Source organism: Vibrio satsumensis (genome assembly GCF_050337435.1).
Taxonomy (GTDB): domain Bacteria; phylum Pseudomonadota; class Gammaproteobacteria; order Enterobacterales; family Vibrionaceae; genus Vibrio; species Vibrio satsumensis.
Map to the genome: position 1 here is coordinate 167,695 of NZ_JAKJSX010000009.1, position 17,636 is coordinate 185,330.

Consider the following 17,636-nt stretch of genomic DNA (forward strand, 5'->3'; position numbering starts at 1 on the left):
GAAAAGGTAATGCTTACATAGATATACGTTATCTTTTTTTGTTTTTTGACGCGCGTAATCAGATTGAGATGCTTGTCTACTTTTGGTGACTCGTGTTAGCGATTGAATTGTAGAGAAGCCACCAACAGTACGATATACTAGATATTATATTAATGTCCCTAGCGCGTAATAGATTATGTGGAAGCGTTGGCAGGATGTGTTCTTATGCTCCAGTGATGAAGTGTAGCTAGAGTACGGAGTTGGCAATGTCTTCAATAAATTTCGAATCCACGTACGGTGTAATAACTATTCAAGATATGAATGTAGTTAGTGTTGATGCTAATTATGCTCGTATTTATGGATATCAATCACCAGAAGAACTACTTTCCAATATAGATAGCTTTCTCGATCTCATACCTGAAGAGTTTCACGTTCTCGCTTACCAAAATTATCTTGAAACCGTCAGTGGTCAACGCGACCCTCAGGTCCACACTTATACCAATGTTGATCGCAATGGTAGAGAGTTCACCGTGTTTTCTATCGACCATGTAACGGAGTGGCAGGGAAGACCGGCACTTCAAGTCACGGTTATCGATCTTTCCCCAGCTATTCAGCTACAAAATGCAGTGCGTGAACAAGACAAGATGTATCAAGATATGATTATGCAATCAGGACAGGGTATTTTGGTTCATCGAGATTTCAAACCTCTGATGGTCAATCAATCGTGGGTCAAATTACAAGGTGGCACTTCCATAGAGCAAGTATTAGCGCTGGATTCGATCCTCGGATTGGTGCCACAGCAGAATACAGACGGTATCAGTAAACATTATCACGCGATTGTGTCGGGGGAGTTGTCGGGGACCAGCACGGTGGTCGAAAACATTGGTTTCGACGGTGTTCATCGATTCTTCAATATTTACGACAATGCCATTATGTGGAAAGGTCAGCCCGCGGTTCAGGTTGTGCTTGAAGATGTGACGCAAAAGGTGATGTTGGAAAAGCAGTTGGTTCACCAAGCGAACTACGATGAAATGACGGATCTGCTCAATCGTAGGGCGATTTACGAATGGCTAAGAGAGCATATTATCTCTGAAAATTACCTCGTTTGTATGCTGTTGGATATCGATGATTTTAAGTCGATTAATGATACTTTCGGTCACATGGTGGGCGATGAGGTGATTTGTGCTTTGGCTAACATCACCAAGCGCAATGCCGAGAAAGTCGGAGGAGTGGCGGGCCGTTGGGGGGGGGAAGAATTCATTATATTTATCCCACATGCCTCTCTTGAAACTGCGCGCGATGTTTCAGAACAAATTCGTCAAGAGTTCAATCAAGCCGAGTTCAAAATCGATGAGAAGGTTCGATTTAATGTGAGTGTCAGTATAGGAATAAGTGATAGCCGAGCCTGTGAAGACGGTGTCACTATTGACGCACTCGTGAACTTAACCGATCAATCTCTCTATCGCGCGAAAGCCAACGGCAAGAACTGTGTCGATGGAGATGTGGTCGCGCTCTAGTCTTTGTACGTTGCTTTATTAAAGCTGATCGTCTCATCTGAAATGAAAAATGCCCTGAAGCAGAAGCCTCAGGGCATTTTTGTATCTCACTTGTGATGGCGCTCTGCTGATTAAGCAGAAACCTCAACTTCGTAAGAACCGAATTTACGGATGTTAATCACACCAGTATCCAAGATAAGGTATTGACCTTTAATGCCTTGAAGTACACCAGTCACTTCAGGGTTCTTATCAAAGTTGTGCGATACAATCTTCACTGGGTGCTGTTCAACGGGGTAGCTCAGTGAAGTGATGTTTTCACTCAGAATCTCGATAGCATCGTCGCCAAACTTCGCTCTGATCTCTTGGATTTTATCCTCAACCAATGGCAATAGTTCTTTGGCTTTTTCTACCAATTCCATATCGTCACCGTCGCCTTTTAGTAGCGTGCGCCAGTTGGTTTTGTCAGCAATGTGCTTTGCTAATTCAACTTCGATCAGGCCAGAAATCTGACGTGTTTTTACCTTCAAGATAGGTAAACCTTGAGTCGCGCCCTGGTCAATCCAACGGGTTGGGATTTGAGTATGGCGAGTGATACCTACCTTTAGGCTTGATGTGTTCGATAAGTAAACGAAGTGATCAACCATGCAGTTCTCTTCGCCCCATTGAGGCTCACGACAAGTGCCTTCATCGTAGTGGCAAGTCTCTGGTTTCATGATGCACATGTCGCAGCTTGCTAGCTTTTTCATGCACACAAAGCAGTGGCCTTGAGAGTAGCTTTTCTTGGTTTTCTTACCACACGAACAACAAAAAATATTGCCGGTATGGGTAAGGTTGATGGTTTTACCAATCAGAGGGTTTAGCTCTACAAACTCTTCACCTACAGGTAAACGGTAAGTAACCGCACCATCAAGGGAAGCACTCATTTTTTTGAGTGTTCCTTTTGCTAATAAAGACATGACATTACTCGTTGTATTTTGATTATTATTTCGTTGACTCGATTGCGCTGTGAGCAGGCAGTACGGTTAACGATGATTATGCGATGAGTATAACAAATGGTACCTGTTTTTATACGCAATATTACTTGATTCTCGATGTAAATAATCTGAATGAAATATAGGCATAAAAATATAGTATGACATTTTGTTCAGCCGTGATATAACGTTTTTTAGTGATTTATTGGCATCAAGATCACTAATTTATCTGACTTGTTTTTTATCGTGAAATCCCAACTATAGGGATCTTAAGCCGGAAGCTTAGACGTGAAGTGGATCCATAAGATTGTTATCTTTCTCGTTATCGCAACGCTTGCCATTGTGCAGTATTACCGTGTGAGCGGAAATCGTGTGATAACAGCAATAACCCCTGATAAATATGAATTTATCGCGACTAGCGATCGAGTTGATAGGGGCGTTAGTACATCCCAATTATCCTACGAAAATGGGCAGTATATTCTCGACTGTGAACTTAAAGAGTCGGAATATCCTTGGCCTTATTGCGGCCTGTCGATTCGTATCAATCCAGACATTACCGAAGGCCTTGATCTCTCTCAGTATCACACCTTTAGAGTCAATATTGATTACCATGCGGAGGCTGACTCAAGCGGCCGTTTGAGAACCTACCTACGTAACTACAACCCTGCTTATTCAGTTCCGGATAACGAGTACACACATAAGTACAACGGAATGGAGTTTTCTCCAGGAATCGATGGTGGTGTGATTGAGATTCCGATTAAAAACCTGCAAGTGATGACATGGTGGTTGGCGGATAACGACATTGCGTTAGAGCACTCAGCACCTGAGTTTTCGAATGTGAATATGGTTGAATTTGCTACTGCATCTGGTGCTAAACTTGGGCATCATCGCATTGTTATTCGCAGTATCGAATTTGAAGGCTCTTACATCACTGGCGAGAGCTTGTTCTTAATCTTGCTGTTTATTTGGGTAGGTACTGGCACCGTATTCTTAATTTCAGAGCTACATAACTCGCGTAAACGTATGGTGATTGCTGAGAAAAGACATCTTCACTTAAAGAACGTCAATCGAGCATTGAGAGAACAGAATTTCGAATTCTCGGAAATGGCTCATCGAGACGAATTAACTGGAGTTTTAAATCGTCACGCTATTCGTGATTGGCTAAAAATGCAGTCTCAGCAGGTTAAGCAGGGGCATGGAAAGCTAAGTATGTTGTATCTTGATATCGACTATTTCAAGAGCGTGAATGACAAGTACGGACACCAAATGGGCGACGATATTTTACGAGAGTTCAGTATGGTGGTCGGCAGTTCGATCAGCGCTTCCGATAAGTTGGTGAGGTGGGGGGGTGAAGAGTTTATTGTTTTTTGTCCGGAGACTGATCTTGGCGAAGCACAACGAAAGGCTGAGAAAATCCGACTCTTAGTCAGCCAGCACCTTTGGGTTCATGGCGATCCACTGACATGCAGTATTGGTGTTGCTGAGATGAAACAAGAGCGAGTGACAGAGACCATTGCTCGCGCTGATGAAGCTTTATATCAAGCGAAGCATTCAGGTCGAAATCAGGTGATCTTGAGTCACTAATCTGAAAATTGTTTTGATTAGTTTATAAGCCATGCGTGCATATGTGACGTGTGGCGTTTTTATGGCTGATAGATGAGTTTACCCTCTAGAGCCTTTGTTTGTTTGGAAAATGTACAAAAATGATTTCTCTGTTCTTTAAATGCTTGCTGGGTGCAGCGGCGGTTTTGTTGATTGCGCTATTGTCGAAGAGTAAGAGCTTCTACATCTCTGGTTTAGTGCCGCTGTTTCCGACCTTTGCTCTGATTGCTCACTACATTGTCGGCACGGAACAAACCATGGTGGAGTTACGTACCACAGCGCTGTTTGGTCTGTTTTCGCTTGTGCCGTACGCCGCTTATCTTGGCGCAGTGTATGTGTTCAGTTATCGTTATAACTTGGTGTCGACTCTCTCGTTAGCGACCGTAGTGTGGGTATTGTGTGCTTCGATGTTGCTGCTAGGTTGGACGCGTTTAGTGCCAAGTGCGATTTAATGCTGTTGTTCTGAAGAGCGGTGAGCGGTTTGATTTAGCCAATAAATAGCCAAAACAAAAAAGGTGGCGCGGAGCCACCAAAAGGGAAAAGCGTTTCTTTTTTTATGTGCCCGTTCAGTGGTGACTTCATACTAAGTGATAGTTTCAAACTGAGCGGGCATTTTTGTACTGGTTGAGCTGGGGGAAGCTCAACCAGTTTAGGGGAGCATTCCCTAAAAGTACTAGTCTATAAACATAAGTCTATTGGACGTTAGTGCTTACCAGAAAATCCAAGCGAACAGAGTCAGAACTAGGATACAAACTAGGTTCAACACCATACCGATTCGCATCATCTCTTTCTGCTTGATGTGACCCGAGCCAAACACGATTGCGTTAGGTGGTGTGGCTACTGGTAGCATGAAGGCACAAGATGCAGCAACCGCAATCAGTGCAGACAAGATAACTGGAGACATCCCCAGCGCTTCAGCAATAGTCGCAAATACAGGGACAAGCAATGCCGCACTCGCCGTGTTACTCGCAAATTCCGTTAGGAATACCACGAACGCTACCACGGCTAGAATCGTAAGCAGTACGCCAGCTGTTTCTAAAAATCCGCTTAGTGAGTGTGCTAGGAATACGCTGGTTCCTGTTGCTTTCAGAATATTACTTAAACAGATACCGCCACCGAACAGGATAAGCACACCCCAGTCTGTTGTTTTCTCTACATCTTTCCATTCCACCGCTCTAGAAGCGCCAAGCAGTACAATTGCGCCAATCGCTACCAAGCTATCAAATTTAGAGAATCCGCCAATCATTGCGTTGATTGGTTTACCGAATATCCAAAGCGTTACCGTTAAAAGGAAGATAGACAGTGTGATTTTCTTGCTGTTTGTCCACTCAACTGGGGCATGGTCTAGCTCGAATTTGTGGTCAAGCTTTGGCTTAGTCATCACGTAAAGAATAATCATCGCGATTGGCAGTAAGATCATTGAGATAGGTAAGCCAAGCGCCATCCACTCTGTGAAGCTCAAGCCAACTTCTGCCGCTGCAATTGCGTTTGGTGGGCTACCAACCAAGGTTGCGATGCCACCGATTGATGCACAGTAAGCGATACCCAATAGCACGAACACGTAGGTGTTGCGGTCTTCACTTTGGTCGACTTTGTTCATGATGCCAAGAACAAGAGGAAGCATCATTGCAGTGGTGGCTGTGTTTGAGATCCACATTGATAGACCGGCACTCACACCGAACAACATGAACACAGCGACCGACATTCTGCCTTTTGCAATCAGCAGTACTTTGTCAGCAATCGCTTTATCTAGCTCTTGTTTGTTCAGTGCGGCTGCTAATGCGAAGCCACCCATGAACAAGAAGATGATTGGGTTTGAAAAGTTAGCCAGCGCTGCGGGCGTGTTGAATACACCAAACAAGACAGCCAATAGGGGAACGAGCAAAGCGGTTATGCTGACGTGAATAGCTTCTGTTAACCATAGAATGGCAACGAACACGAGAATACTTAAACCTGTATTCACTTGCGCTTCGAATGGCAGGGTATTAAGCAAAACTGCAAATAGCGTGAAATTACCAATTAATATCATGCTGTTGCGGGTAAACAACCAGTGTTTCAGTGTAGTAACAAGTGCCGTCATAAGACGCTCCTTTTGTTTATCCTCGTTTTATTGGTGCACGACTTCATTGAGTCGTGCTTATTATTTTCGAGGTATATAGCTTGATGTAGGGTCAGACTTTGTTGGAAGAATGTTACTCAAGTTAATAAAGGAGTGTTGGTGTGTTTTTGCTTAACAATGGGGAAGTGTGAGGCAACAAATTCAAAATGTGTAGTTTTCTACACATCGGTCTCTTCAGGGGCTGCAATCGGGCTTGTTGTAGGGTCGACAACAGGGTTTACAGTGGGGTCAGTAATAGGGTTTGGAATCGGAAATGATTCCGGTTTTGGACTCGGTTGAATAGGCTCTTTAGGTCCAAGAAACTTTGGCGTTGTCCCCATAATATACAGATCAAGGAATGCTTTGGTACGCGCAAACACTTCACGTAAACGTATCGTGGTTCCGGAATGGTGGGTTGGTCCTGAAACGGCTAAACACTGCGCGTGAATATCGTAAGAATTGGCGATGAATAGCGCTCTTTCACAGTGGAATTTTTGAGTGATGATCAGGAAGTTATCGGTATCGAATATCTTTTTGGCGCGAACAATCGAGTCTAAGGTTCTGAACCCCGCGTAGTCGAGATTGATACGTTCATCGGGGACGCCTGCTTTCAACAAGTCGCGCTTCATCGTCCACGGCTCATTGTAAGAGCGATGAGCGTTATCGCCACTCAGTAGAAATTGGTCCACTTTTTCACGATCGAACAGCTCAATCGCCGCTTCAATTCGGTGCTTATAATAGTCGTTGAGTGTTCTACCCAAATATTTGCTTGTGCCAAGCACAACTGCAACCTCAAGCTCGGGCACTTCATCAATATCGTAGATGATGCGATCTTCCGCTTGCCATGAAACCCAATAATCGATCGCAATAACCGCAGCGCTGCCTACCAAGAACACAATAAATGAGCCATACAGAAAACCTTGCAGTTTTTTGTATGTTTTTAGTAAGTAGTTTCGGCAAATGTGAGAATTGAATTTCACTCTCGGCATAGTCCTTTGACTGAGCATTATTTTTTGAGTGCTCGATAATACCAAATAAAAATGAGAAAAATCAGTTAAAAAGACAAGACAGTGTAAAGAAAAAAGCCCCTGCAATAGCAGAGGCTCTTAGAAGAGGAATTAACGCTCTTTATTCCAAGCGCAGTACGCTTTATTCAAAGTACAGCACGCTTTATTAGAATGCCGTGCGCTTGTAGCGACGGTAAACTGGTTGCCAGAAGTGCTGGTCAATCGCTTGTTGTAATGCTTCTTCAGTGATCTCTAGAGCAACACCTTGCTCAATCGCTTTCTTACCAACAGCAAAAGCAATCTTCTTAGATACGGTGTGGATCTCTTCTAGTGGTGGAAGTAGAGCGCCCGAACCATTGATAGCGAGTGGAGAACACGTAGCAAGTGCACGGCTTGATTCCATTAGCATTTCGTCAGTGATACGTGAAGCATTCACAGCCAATACACCAAGGCCAATACCTGGGAAGATGTAGCTGTTGTTACACTGAGCAATTGGGTAAGTGGTGCCGTTGTGAACTACTGGCTCAAATGGGCTACCTGTCGCAACAAGTGCTTGGCCATCAGTCCAACGAATAATGTCGTTTGGTGTTGCTTCAACACGGCTTGTTGGGTTCGACAGTGGGAACACGATAGGGCGTTCACAGTGCAGGTTCATTTCTTTGATGACTTCTTTGCTGAATAGACCTGGAGCACCAGATACACCAACCAATACTGTTGGTTTCGCGTGGCGAACAACATCTAGTAGAGAGAAACCAGTGCCGTCGCTTTCCCAGTCTTTGGTGTTTTCGTTGGTTTGAACCAGACGCTGTTGGAAATCAAGCAGGTTTTGCATGCCTTCCTGTAGCAGACCCCAACGGTCAACCATGTAAACTTGAGAGCGAGCTTGTGCATCGCTGATACCTTCAGACACCATTTGAGCAATGATAGCTTCAGCAATACCACAACCTGCAGAACCGGCACCTAAGAAGGTAATACGCTGATCTGACAGTTTGCTGTTTGCTGCTTTACATGCTGCAAGTAGAGAGCCAACCGTTACGGCAGCTGTGCCTTGGATGTCATCGTTGAAACAACAGATGCGATCTTTGTAACGCTCAAGCAGTGGCATTGCGTTCTTTTGTGCGAAATCTTCGAACTGAACTAATGCATCAGGCCAACGGCGTTGAACCGCTTGGATGAACTCTTCAACGAATGCATCGTAGTCAGCACCTGTGATACGAGGGTGACGCCAGCCCATGTACATTGGGTCAGCAAGACGCTGCGGGTTGTTAGTACCCACATCGAGCACGATTGGTAGCATGTAAGCTGGGCTGATGCCGCCACACGCTGTGTAAAGTGCTAGCTTACCAATTGGAATACCCATGCCACCGATGCCTTGGTCTCCCAAACCAAGAATGCGCTCACCATCCGTAACCACGATAACTTTAACGTTGTGGTTTGTCGCATTATTCAGTAGATCATCGATACGATCGCGGTTCGGGTATGAAATAAACAGACCACGACCACGACGGTAAATATTTGAGAAGTTCTCACATGCTGCGCCAACCGTTGGCGTGTAAATGATAGGCATCATTTCAGAGATGTGGTTTTGAACTAAACGATAAAAAAGCGTTTCATTAGTGTCTTGGATGTTACGAAGGTAGATATGCTTATCCATATCACTTTCGAAGTTACAATATTGTTTGTATGCACGTCCTACTTGCTCTTGGATTGTTTCGGTGGTTTCCGGTAACAAGCCTTCAAGGTTGAAAGAACTGCGTTCTTCAGCAGAGAATGCGCTGCCTTTGTTTAGAAGAGGTGTACTTAGTAGAGCAGGACCAGCATAAGGGATATATAGAGGGCGTTTATCGTTGTTCATTGGATGCCTAATATGGGAGAAAGGGTAACTGAAAAATGATAACGGTTTAGTTATTCAATTGTAAATAGTTTCTCCGCGATCTGAGCAAACAAAATGATATTCTTACCTCTGTCCCACACTTATCGAATTTCAACACGATAATTCGTTATACTTTGCTCACACTTTTTCGCGACGCTCCTTTTTTATGTCATTACTTCCCATCGATGCTTATCAAAATGTATTCCACGAACAAATCGTTAATTCTCACCTTGTCGTAGAGGCTGAAACCGGATCGGGTAAATCTACGCGATTGCCAATTTGGGCTTCCCAACATGGGCGAGTGTTGGTGGTGGAACCAAGACGCATCGCGTGTACATCACTGGCTAAATATCTCGCACAACAATCGGGCGAGAAGCTTGGGAGCAAAGTGGGCTATGCGATTAAGCTTGAGTCTGAGTACAACGAGCAAACTGACGTTGTTTTTGTGACGCCTGGTATCGCGCTGCGTTGGCTGTCAGAAGATGGGCTCGCTAGCTTTGACGTGATCGTGGTGGATGAGTTTCATGAGAGACGCTGGGACATCGACTTGCTGGTGGCGATTCTGAAACAAAAAGCGAGTCACCGTTTGGTGATCACATCAGCAACCATTGAGGGTGAACGCCTTGCTTATTATTTGGATGCGAATCGAATCAGTTGTGAAGGCCGAACTTATCAAGTTGAGATTGAACACAGAGCGAATGAATCCAGAACTCTGCCTGATATCCGACATCTAGAGCAGCGCATCGCGGAAGAAGTGAATCATCAATTAATTGCGTCTTCCGGCGATATGTTGGTTTTTCTGCCGGGTAAAAAAGAGATTGTGCAATGCGAACAAGCCTTAGCGAAAAATCCAGATATCCAAGTCATTAAATTGCATGCGTCGGTCAGTGATAAAGAGCGAGATTTAGCGTTATCGGGTCGGAATATCAATACTGCAGGTAATGGTTTGAGAAAGGTCATTCTTGCGACCAACGTTGCAGAAACCTCATTAACCATTCCTGACATCGGTGTGGTGATAGATTCAGGATTAGAAAGGCGCACCGTTCAGCGTAATGGCAGAACAACTCTGATGCTTAAATCCATATCACGAGCCAGTGCCAAACAACGAGCTGGCCGCGCGGGTAGGGTCATGGACGGTGTTTGTGTGCGTCTATATGGTGAGCATGCGGCGTTAGAGTTAGTCACACCGCCTGAATTGCAGCGTGAAGAGCTGACCGAGCCTATGTTGGCCGCGGCATGTTGTGGATCTCCGCTTGAGAGTTTGTCTTTCCTCGATCCTATTCCTGAGAAGTCGCTAAATAGCGCAACTCAAACCTTGCTGACGATGGAAGCAATTAACGGCAACCATCAAATTACCGAGCATGGCAAAAAGCTGTATCCGTTGCCGATTGATGCTTTGTATGCCGATATCGTTACTCGAATCAAAACCAAAGCATTAAAAGAAGCGATGGTCGATCTCACAGCGGCGTTATCCGTTCCGGCTCGCTTGTATCAATTACCGAGCAATGCAGAACATCTGGAAGCGCTCGCGCAACAGGAGAAAGAAGGGTGTGATTTATGCCTGTTGATTCAGATTGTGCGTGGTCGCGAATATCCGAATCTAGAAATAGATCAACAAGCACTGAATGAAGCACAAGGATTGGCGAAGCAAATGCGTGAGGTGTTTGAACTTCCTCAGTTAGAAGTCGCGTCACGTTTCCAGCGCATTGAACTGCTTAAGACTATTGTAAATCTGCATCCTGAATTGGTGTTTGTGCGCCGGTTGAAAAGGAAAGAAGCCTTTGCCAATGGAGCGTTAGAGGTAGTACTTGGTCGTCAGAACCGTTTCCCAGACAATGCACAAGCGATGTTGGTGCTTGATACCCACAGCTTGCCGGGAAGAGGTGTTAAGCAGACGCTGACCTTAGCGACGGTCACGGCCCCCATTCCTCTTGAGCTTATAGTTGATGCTCAGCTAGGAGAGTGGGAGCAAGGCGAAACAGTAGTAAATGACGATGGCGTTTTTACCGAGATGGCGTTGATGTATGCAGGCCGTACAATTACAACCAAGCTTGTCGTGGCTGAAGGGCAACTATCATTGAAGCCTATCGTCGACCTTGTGTTAAGTGGGGTTCAGCTTCCCGGTTTTGCAAAGGTTCGCACTCAAGAAATCAAACACTGGCAACTGTATGTGAAACTCGGTCTCGATGAGCAAACACAATACACACCAGAAATTGAGAACATTAACTTTGAGCTATGGTTTATAGAGCAGCTTGAAGTGTTAGGTGTTACTGATGTCAGCGAATTGGAAATATTTGACCACGCAGACATACCGTTCGATGGCATTCCAACTTGGTTCTATTCAGAATTTTCGGAGAAATATCCGTTTGCATTGAGCCTTGCCGACTTGCAACTCGATGTAGAATACTTGCCTGCGAGAAAGCTGATTTACGTTCACTATCAATCGGGTAGTCGAAAGTTATCGCCAAAACGTTGGGAGCTGCCGACATGGTCAGGCTGGCGTATTCAGTACAAAAAAGCGAGCCGAATAATTGATATCAAATAGATGGATAAGTTTTATCTCTAAAATATTAATCAAATAGGTGCATATATGATTTTTCAGTGCTTATTTTGTTACAAGTTTGATTTTTATATGCCTTTTTAACCAATCAAAAGGTCATAAAAGACTATTCTTCTATATCCTATTGCTATAAAGAAAGAGTTGATAGATATTGAGTATATTGTGTTGCCAAAGTGTCGGGGGACATCATGGATAAACAGGAAGAGACGCGTGTAGAGTTCGATTACACAACATTTCTTGGCGCCTCATGCAGTAAAAAATGGACTTTTCTGGAAGCACTCACCACAATTGCGCCAGTGTTCAGTACCGTCTGGCGAGATAGCATTAAAGAGCTAGCAAGCCCTGAAGATCGTTTATGGCAGATGGCATTGAAATCGATGTCGACGCGTAAAAGTGATGAGTCAAACATTGTGACCTTACTCAAGCTCGCGAAGCTGGAAGGAATCAATGAGCTCAAAGTGGTGATGCCATATTCTCTTGAAGAAGAGCAGATCGAGTATATTGAATCGCGCAGTCATTTAGTGATTGCGGGTAATTCAGGAGAAGAGTTCACGATTAGGCTGTAACTTCAGTTCGCCGATAACCTCTCTCAGGAATAGTAAAACGTACACGTAAAAAGGGCCTCAATGTTGAGGCCCTTTTAGTATCTAAAATCTGTGTTTACGAGCTTATTAGCTTTCTAGCTTTTTATTTTGAGATTAAGCAATTAAGCAATTAAGCAATTAAGCGACTAGTCGATTAGACCATAGTCAGCGCGCAGTACATCAATGATCTCTTGCTTAGGATTTTCGCTCAGTACGATCTCCGCACCTGTGATTTTCGCTGCGATATCAAGGTAAGTGCGAGACAGAGACATTAGCGAATCAAGAGGCAGTTCATTGTCACGAGCCAATGCTTCACGTTCTGGCATGCGTTCTTTGTTCAAAAGAATGTCGGCATCAGGGAAGTAGTTAATCAAGAACTGACGGAAGCCTTCTTTTGAATTCTCAACGATGTTGCCATTGTTGTATTCCTGAGTATCCCAAATGCGAGATGAATCTGGAGTACCAACTTCGTCCATGTAGATAAGTTTTTCTTTGCCTTTAGCATCGTTGACGTAACCGAACTCAAATTTGGTATCAACGAAGGTTTGGTCTACTTTTGCTAGCGCTTGGCTGATTACGTTGAAGCCTTCTTTTAGCAGCTTCTCGTAATGCGCGATGTCACTTGCTTGAGTAAAGTTGAACGCTGCAAAGTTATCTTCGATGTTGCTACGTGTGATGTTCACATCATCAGCTTCTGGAACGCCAGGAATGCCTTTCAAAATCCCTTTTGTTGAAGGCGTGATCAGTAGCTCAGGCAACTTTTTGTCTTTCTCAAGGCCTTCAGGCATCTCGATACCACAGAATTCACGCTCGCCATTTGCGTAAGCACGCCACATAGAACCTGTGATGTATTGACGACAAATCGCTTCAATCATCACTGGGCGAGCTTTTTGTACAATCCATACGAACGGGTGAGGGATATCAAGAATATGACTGTCAGCAAGTCCGTTGTCTTTAAACAATTTGAACCAGTGGTTAGAGATAGCGTTCAGAGCCGCTCCCTTACCTGGAACACCTTTCAGATTCCCTTCACCACGCCAGATACAATCAAATGCAGAGATACGGTCACTGATCACCATGATTGCTAAAGGTGCATCTGGTGCTACATCGTAGCCTTTCTCTTTAATTAGTCGTTGGCTATCTTCTTCAGTTAACCAGTAAACCGAACGAACCTTGCCACTGTGGACAGGTTTATCAGTGCGGATTGGGAGGTCATCATTTACGGCAAGAACTTGATCAGCGAGGCTCATTTAGACATTCCTATCTTTTATCAAACGTCATACAGAGAAGTGCAATGTGCACATGATTAGACGGGCATTATACTCAATCTACTATTTGCTTCCAGAGAAAAAGCAAACGATTGCTAAATCTATTGTTTAAATAAAAACCCCCGCCTAACAATCCGCTAAAAAATGGGCGAATTATAGGGCAGGGGAAGGCAGTATATTTGGACTGTGTTTTGGAGCTATGTTTTTTGAGCTCAAAGGTTAAGCTATGTTTGTTAGCTAAAAGGCTAAGCAAGGTAGCTTAGTGAATACGCTCTGAATTTGCATCCATAAAGAAGACTTCACATTGAAAACGTAACCCTAATGTTCTTAGGTACTGTTGGCTGAACTGATCAATCGATGCACTTGCAACAATCGCACTCGCATTCTTAGAGCGGATGGCTTTCTCGACCGTTTCAACTTCCGTCATCTGGTGAGAGGCTTTCATATGAATAACGCGGTCACAGCAAACATTATGTTGCTTAAGCTGCTTTGCCGATGGTCTTGGTGTTTGAGCTGTAAACAGTAACCACTGATGTTGATTGGACAGCAACGCCATTCTTGCAAACAACGCTTCCTCGTTTGAATTTTTGCTTTTACGAGAAACTGATGTAAATACGCAGTGAACTAGCGGGCTAGAGTGTTGTGCTTTAACGTGTGCTTGAATCATTTTGCTGTCCTTATATACATGCTGTATGTGTATACAGTAGTTTTAGTTGCTTATAAGATCAAGCGTTTTTTGCGGGATTATTGGACGATTTCGTCTGGGATTATGAATGAAATGCAATTAAGTCATTGAAATAATTTGATAAATTAAATTTGAATGAATTTGCTATTTTGTCTCATAAGTTGAAAAAAATGTGAGCTTTATACAGGTGTATACAGTGGTTTTGACAGAAAAGTACTGTATACACCTGTATAGAGATAGAGATAGAGATAGAGATAGAGATAGAGATAGAGATAGAGATAGAGATAGAGATAGAGATAGAAGATCTAAAACCACAGGCACAAAAAAAGCGCCTTAGGCGCTTTCTTATATTTCACGGTGTTGCTTATCTCAATGTCGCTTGGGAGAGTTTTGCTCTCATTTCCATTTCACCAATATTGAACTGGCGAACATCAATGGTTGCAATATCATTGCACTCTTTACATGCATGATGACACTTACCATCTAGGTAGTCGTGCTTTTTAACTAGGCTTGGCTTTTTGCACCAATCACAAACGCCTTCTATTGTGAACATATTCTCTCCTCACCTGTTTAAGTCAGGTGTATTTTCGGCGCAAATTATGACACAAGTAAGACCCATTAGTTAATAGTTTGTTACCCGTTTTTGAGAGGGGGATCGATTGCAACACCAATAAAATCGATATCTTTGAGATCTAGAAAAATGAAGATGTGTATTTGTTTACGGTTTTGTAACATTTTGTAAAATGGTTTTTAGCGCATTGTTCAAACGTTTCATTTCTTCGTCACATCCGTGACCATCTGGATGGTAGATCTTTGATAGCTGTTTGTATCGGATCTTGATGCTTTTTTGGTCAGGGATTGAGCTAGGTGTGTAGCCAAATAGCGCGCAGGCCACCTGCAAATTACTCAGACCTTTACTGTTTTTCTGCTTCTTCAATTCGTGGAACATAGTGTGCAGCTGGCGTTTTTGCTGCTTAATCGTATGGTCCTTCGAGCTAAGCTGCGCTTCAAGTGATTGTTGTTGCTGTCGCGAATCACCTGACTTTAGAGCTTGTCTTTTTCTTAAGATAACGAGAGTAGCAATGATGCTGATAATTGAAATCAACACGGTCAAGGCTGTGCCAATCAGATAGTCTGAATACGTTAGGTTGGAACGTGTCGCTTGCTCTTCGTATGGCAGAGGCGAAGGGAGAGTGCTTGCTCCCTGTTGATTAGATAGCCCTTGATTCGCGCTGGTTTCAGTTTTGACGTTGTCGTTGAGCTTCTCAATCGAAGAGATCTGCTTTGCACGTTGCTGATTGAATTGCGCTTCCAAAATACGGTTGTAACCCACTTCTGCTTGTGGATTATCTTTTAAGGCTGCTTCATACCATAGCTGCGCTTCATCTAGCGGTTGAAGGAGGTCTTGTTCTAGCGAGGATTCGTAGATCTTTGCGACTTCGATAGGCGCGCGCTGGTTACCTTGCAATGCTGCTTTAATAAACCATTCCAAAGCAAGCTTATTACTTTGTTCAACACCAGTTCCTGCCAAGTACCATTCGCCCAGTCTAAATTGCGCGTTTGGGTTACCGCTTTCTGCTGATTGCGTGTACCAATATAATGCATCACTGGTGCTAAGAGGGACGTCAACACCCGATTCATAAGCTTGAGCTAATTGGTATTGAGAAATGGGATCTTGAGGTTGTGATTCTAGCGAAAGCTCGTCACTACTTGCAGCGTGCACGAAATGTGGTGTGGCCAACGGTATCGTGGAAAAGGTGAGGGCTAGAAATAGAGTTCTAAGCAGTGACGATGACAAAAAGTTGGATAGGATAAGCAAAAGATAAGTCTCGTAAAAAAGCCCAGAGTCGATATGTCAGTATGAATACGCTTTATGGTTGTTGGTTATTAGTATTACATTAATTGAGTAACATAACTGATGAACAACTATATAGAGGTTAATTCAATAGATAAAGACGGACTGGGCTTTAGTCGTGCTACTTAAGCGGCAAGATTTGAATTTCTACGCGACGGTTACAAGCACGACCTTGAGAGGTATTGTTGTCACATAGAGGGTAACGTTCACCGTTACCACGAGCAATAGCACGACCTGCTGCAACGTCTTGAGAGATCAAGAATGCGCGAACAGATTCAGCACGACGCTCAGAAAGGATTTGGTTCGTCGATTCGCTACCAGTGCTGTCAGTGTGACCTTCAATCACTAGGCTAGTGTCTGGGTATTCAACGAGGATGCGAGCAACGCCGCGAAGGGTGTTGTGAATGCTTGATTCCAAAGCGTAAGAGCCAGAATCAAAACCGATGCCGTTTTCTAGGCGAAGTAGAAGTTGGTTCTCACCGACGCGTTCAACTTGAACGCCTGAATTCATTAGCTCTTCACGAAGGGCTGCTTCTTGTCGGTCAAAGTAGTAACCAATACCACCACCAACAGCCGCACCACCTGCTGCGCCGATAAGTGCACGTTTACCACGGTCTTTAGAGTCACCAGTTGCAGCACCAGCAACGGCACCAGCGAGTGCACCAATTAGAGCGCCTTGAGTTGCAGAGTTAGTCTCAGATTCGCCAGTTGTCGCGTTTTGGCGTTGAGTTGCCTGACAACCCGTTAGAGCGACAGTAAGTGCTAGGGCTAGTGTGATTTTCTTCAACGTATTTTCTCCATCATGTACTTCTGTCAAACGAATGAATGTGAATGACAAACATAGTCCTGTAAATCTTATTGATGGTTTTTATCAATACGCTGAAGCAATGTAAAGTGGCTCTATGATTTAGTTATCTTTTTAGCTGCCTGGGTGCCGCCAACCGGTCGATTAACAGACAATTTACGACCTTTCTTCAAACCAACTTCATAATCAGCAGTAAGGTTTTTCATCGCTTCTTTGAGTTGTTGCTTGAACGTTTCGCGGTCTATATTTTTGAATTCTTTATCAATGTAGTTATTGATCTTGTTGTTTGATTCGTCGTCTGGAGTGATGGTTGGCAGCTTTTCAAGCGCACCTTCTACCCAACCTGAAACAAACGAGTTAACGCGACGTGTCACTTCTAAGGATCCTGTGCCTGAGCCAGCAAAGCTATTTCTGAATTGGCCAGTGTGCTCATTCAGTTCGCGATAAATAATATCGAACGCAAAGGCTGCGAAGATAGCGCGATCGGCTTCACCAATGAACTCAACACGCTTAAGGCCTTTGTGATTCAGTAACACGGCTTCTACGCCAAACTTGGTGTTGATACCGCGAATAACACGCAGCAGTGTAGAACTGATATTTGCAGGTAACAGGTGACTGGACTGAGTTTTCCCCATCTTGATAAATTCAATATCGTCTTTTTCGAGACCATATTTCAGCATCAAGTTATGCGCCATTTTTATCGCATTGGCAGCTTCATTGACGTTCGCAGAATTTCCAAGCTCAAGACACTTGGCAATTTTCTTTAGGGCTTTTTTCTTATCCATCGACAATTTAATCAGTACCGCAAATTTTTAAAAGTCCAACATTTTACATGTTTTCGCGGGTAACAGAA

The 17,636-nt window shown here is 43.9% G+C and carries 15 protein-coding genes; 5 read left to right on the forward strand and 10 right to left on the reverse strand.

The annotated features are described in order from the left end of the window. Positions 1-245 precede the first annotated feature (245 nt). A complete protein-coding gene (locus L4C44_RS13280; protein WP_428805203.1) occupies positions 246-1,496 on the forward strand; it encodes a sensor domain-containing diguanylate cyclase in 1,251 nt (416 codons plus the stop codon). A gap of 110 nt (positions 1,497-1,606) precedes the next feature. On the opposite strand, the gene L4C44_RS13285 is transcribed toward L4C44_RS13280, so the two are convergent. Then, positions 1,607-2,431, reverse strand: coding sequence for a DUF2797 domain-containing protein (locus tag L4C44_RS13285; protein ID WP_017063586.1), 825 nt, complete (start codon positions 2,429-2,431; stop codon positions 1,607-1,609). A gap of 303 nt (positions 2,432-2,734) precedes the next feature. Here L4C44_RS13285 and L4C44_RS13290 point away from each other — a divergent pair, with 303 nt between their 5' ends. Both L4C44_RS13290 and L4C44_RS13295 read left to right on the forward strand, forming a co-directional pair. Further along, entirely contained in the window at positions 2,735-4,030 is a 1,296-nt protein-coding gene (locus L4C44_RS13290) for a GGDEF domain-containing protein (protein ID WP_428805204.1), read from the forward strand. A gap of 119 nt (positions 4,031-4,149) precedes the next feature. Continuing rightward, positions 4,150-4,500 (forward strand): GlpM family protein, encoded by a 351-nt coding sequence (locus L4C44_RS13295; RefSeq protein WP_017631289.1) that lies wholly within the window; start codon positions 4,150-4,152, stop codon positions 4,498-4,500. A gap of 257 nt (positions 4,501-4,757) precedes the next feature. Here L4C44_RS13295 and L4C44_RS13300 read toward each other — a convergent pair whose 3' ends face one another. The 3 genes from L4C44_RS13300 to L4C44_RS13310 all read right to left on the reverse strand — a co-directional run bounded on the left by L4C44_RS13300 (position 4,758) and on the right by L4C44_RS13310 (position 9,008). After that, entirely contained in the window at positions 4,758-6,128 is a 1,371-nt protein-coding gene (locus L4C44_RS13300) for an SLC13 family permease (RefSeq protein WP_048607137.1), read from the reverse strand. Between the two features lie 197 nt (positions 6,129-6,325). After that, the gene (locus tag L4C44_RS13305; protein ID WP_029405420.1) at positions 6,326-7,126 is read right to left on the reverse strand and encodes a SanA/YdcF family protein; all 801 of its coding nucleotides are present in this window, start codon (positions 7,124-7,126) and stop codon (positions 6,326-6,328) included. Positions 7,127-7,319: 193 nt separating this feature from the next. Further along, on the reverse strand, positions 7,320-9,008 hold the full coding sequence (locus tag L4C44_RS13310) for an NAD-dependent malic enzyme (protein WP_060982468.1): 1,689 nt from the start codon (positions 9,006-9,008) through the stop codon (positions 7,320-7,322). 184 nt (positions 9,009-9,192) lie between these two features. On the opposite strand from L4C44_RS13310, the gene L4C44_RS13315 reads away from it, so the two are divergent. Beyond that, positions 9,193-11,571, forward strand: a complete 2,379-nt coding sequence (locus tag L4C44_RS13315) for a helicase-related protein (RefSeq protein ID WP_428805205.1) — start codon at positions 9,193-9,195, stop codon at positions 11,569-11,571. Between the two features lie 203 nt (positions 11,572-11,774). After that, a complete protein-coding gene (locus L4C44_RS13320) occupies positions 11,775-12,152 on the forward strand; it encodes a hypothetical protein (RefSeq protein ID WP_019821854.1) in 378 nt (125 codons plus the stop codon). Positions 12,153-12,316: 164 nt separating this feature from the next. Here L4C44_RS13320 and L4C44_RS13325 read toward each other — a convergent pair whose 3' ends face one another. From L4C44_RS13325 to L4C44_RS13350, 6 genes are all read right to left on the reverse strand, one after another. Continuing rightward, positions 12,317-13,420, reverse strand: coding sequence for a phosphoribosylaminoimidazolesuccinocarboxamide synthase (locus L4C44_RS13325; RefSeq protein WP_428805206.1), 1,104 nt, complete (start codon positions 13,418-13,420; stop codon positions 12,317-12,319). 277 nt (positions 13,421-13,697) lie between these two features. Continuing rightward, entirely contained in the window at positions 13,698-14,105 is a 408-nt protein-coding gene (locus L4C44_RS13330; protein ID WP_146489895.1) for a SulA-like leucine-rich domain-containing protein, read from the reverse strand. 382 nt (positions 14,106-14,487) lie between these two features. Then, positions 14,488-14,676 (reverse strand): hypothetical protein, encoded by a 189-nt coding sequence (locus L4C44_RS13335; protein WP_004733419.1) that lies wholly within the window; start codon positions 14,674-14,676, stop codon positions 14,488-14,490. Between the two features lie 165 nt (positions 14,677-14,841). Next, positions 14,842-15,942, reverse strand: a complete 1,101-nt coding sequence (locus L4C44_RS13340; protein WP_146489896.1) for a tetratricopeptide repeat protein — start codon at positions 15,940-15,942, stop codon at positions 14,842-14,844. Positions 15,943-16,099: 157 nt separating this feature from the next. Next, positions 16,100-16,765 (reverse strand): YiaD family glycine zipper/OmpA-like lipoprotein, encoded by a 666-nt coding sequence (locus L4C44_RS13345; RefSeq protein ID WP_019821864.1) that lies wholly within the window; start codon positions 16,763-16,765, stop codon positions 16,100-16,102. 113 nt (positions 16,766-16,878) lie between these two features. Further along, complete coding sequence (locus tag L4C44_RS13350) at positions 16,879-17,568, reverse strand: DUF2786 domain-containing protein (RefSeq protein ID WP_123961915.1); 690 nt, start codon at positions 17,566-17,568, stop codon at positions 16,879-16,881. Between the last annotated feature and the right edge of the window lie 68 nt (positions 17,569-17,636).

What these genes read in the sequence shown, in the direction of transcription:
- L4C44_RS13295 (WP_017631289.1), top strand. Translation starts at nt 4,150, where the DNA reads ATGATTTCTCTGTTCTTTAAATGCTTGCTGGGTGCAGCGGCGGTTTTG.
- L4C44_RS13330 (WP_146489895.1), bottom strand. Translation starts at nt 14,105, where the DNA reads ATGATTCAAGCACACGTTAAAGCACAACACTCTAGCCCGCTAGTTCAC.
- L4C44_RS13285 (WP_017063586.1), bottom strand. Translation starts at nt 2,431, where the DNA reads ATGTCTTTATTAGCAAAAGGAACACTCAAAAAAATGAGTGCTTCCCTT.
- L4C44_RS13320 (WP_019821854.1), top strand. Translation starts at nt 11,775, where the DNA reads ATGGATAAACAGGAAGAGACGCGTGTAGAGTTCGATTACACAACATTT.
- L4C44_RS13310 (WP_060982468.1), bottom strand. Translation starts at nt 9,008, where the DNA reads ATGAACAACGATAAACGCCCTCTATATATCCCTTATGCTGGTCCTGCT.
- L4C44_RS13315 (WP_428805205.1), top strand. Translation starts at nt 9,193, where the DNA reads ATGTCATTACTTCCCATCGATGCTTATCAAAATGTATTCCACGAACAA.
- L4C44_RS13335 (WP_004733419.1), bottom strand. Translation starts at nt 14,676, where the DNA reads ATGTTCACAATAGAAGGCGTTTGTGATTGGTGCAAAAAGCCAAGCCTA.
- L4C44_RS13325 (WP_428805206.1), bottom strand. Translation starts at nt 13,420, where the DNA reads ATGAGCCTCGCTGATCAAGTTCTTGCCGTAAATGATGACCTCCCAATC.
- L4C44_RS13280 (WP_428805203.1), top strand. Translation starts at nt 246, where the DNA reads ATGTCTTCAATAAATTTCGAATCCACGTACGGTGTAATAACTATTCAA.
- L4C44_RS13350 (WP_123961915.1), bottom strand. Translation starts at nt 17,568, where the DNA reads ATGGATAAGAAAAAAGCCCTAAAGAAAATTGCCAAGTGTCTTGAGCTT.
- L4C44_RS13300 (WP_048607137.1), bottom strand. Translation starts at nt 6,128, where the DNA reads ATGACGGCACTTGTTACTACACTGAAACACTGGTTGTTTACCCGCAAC.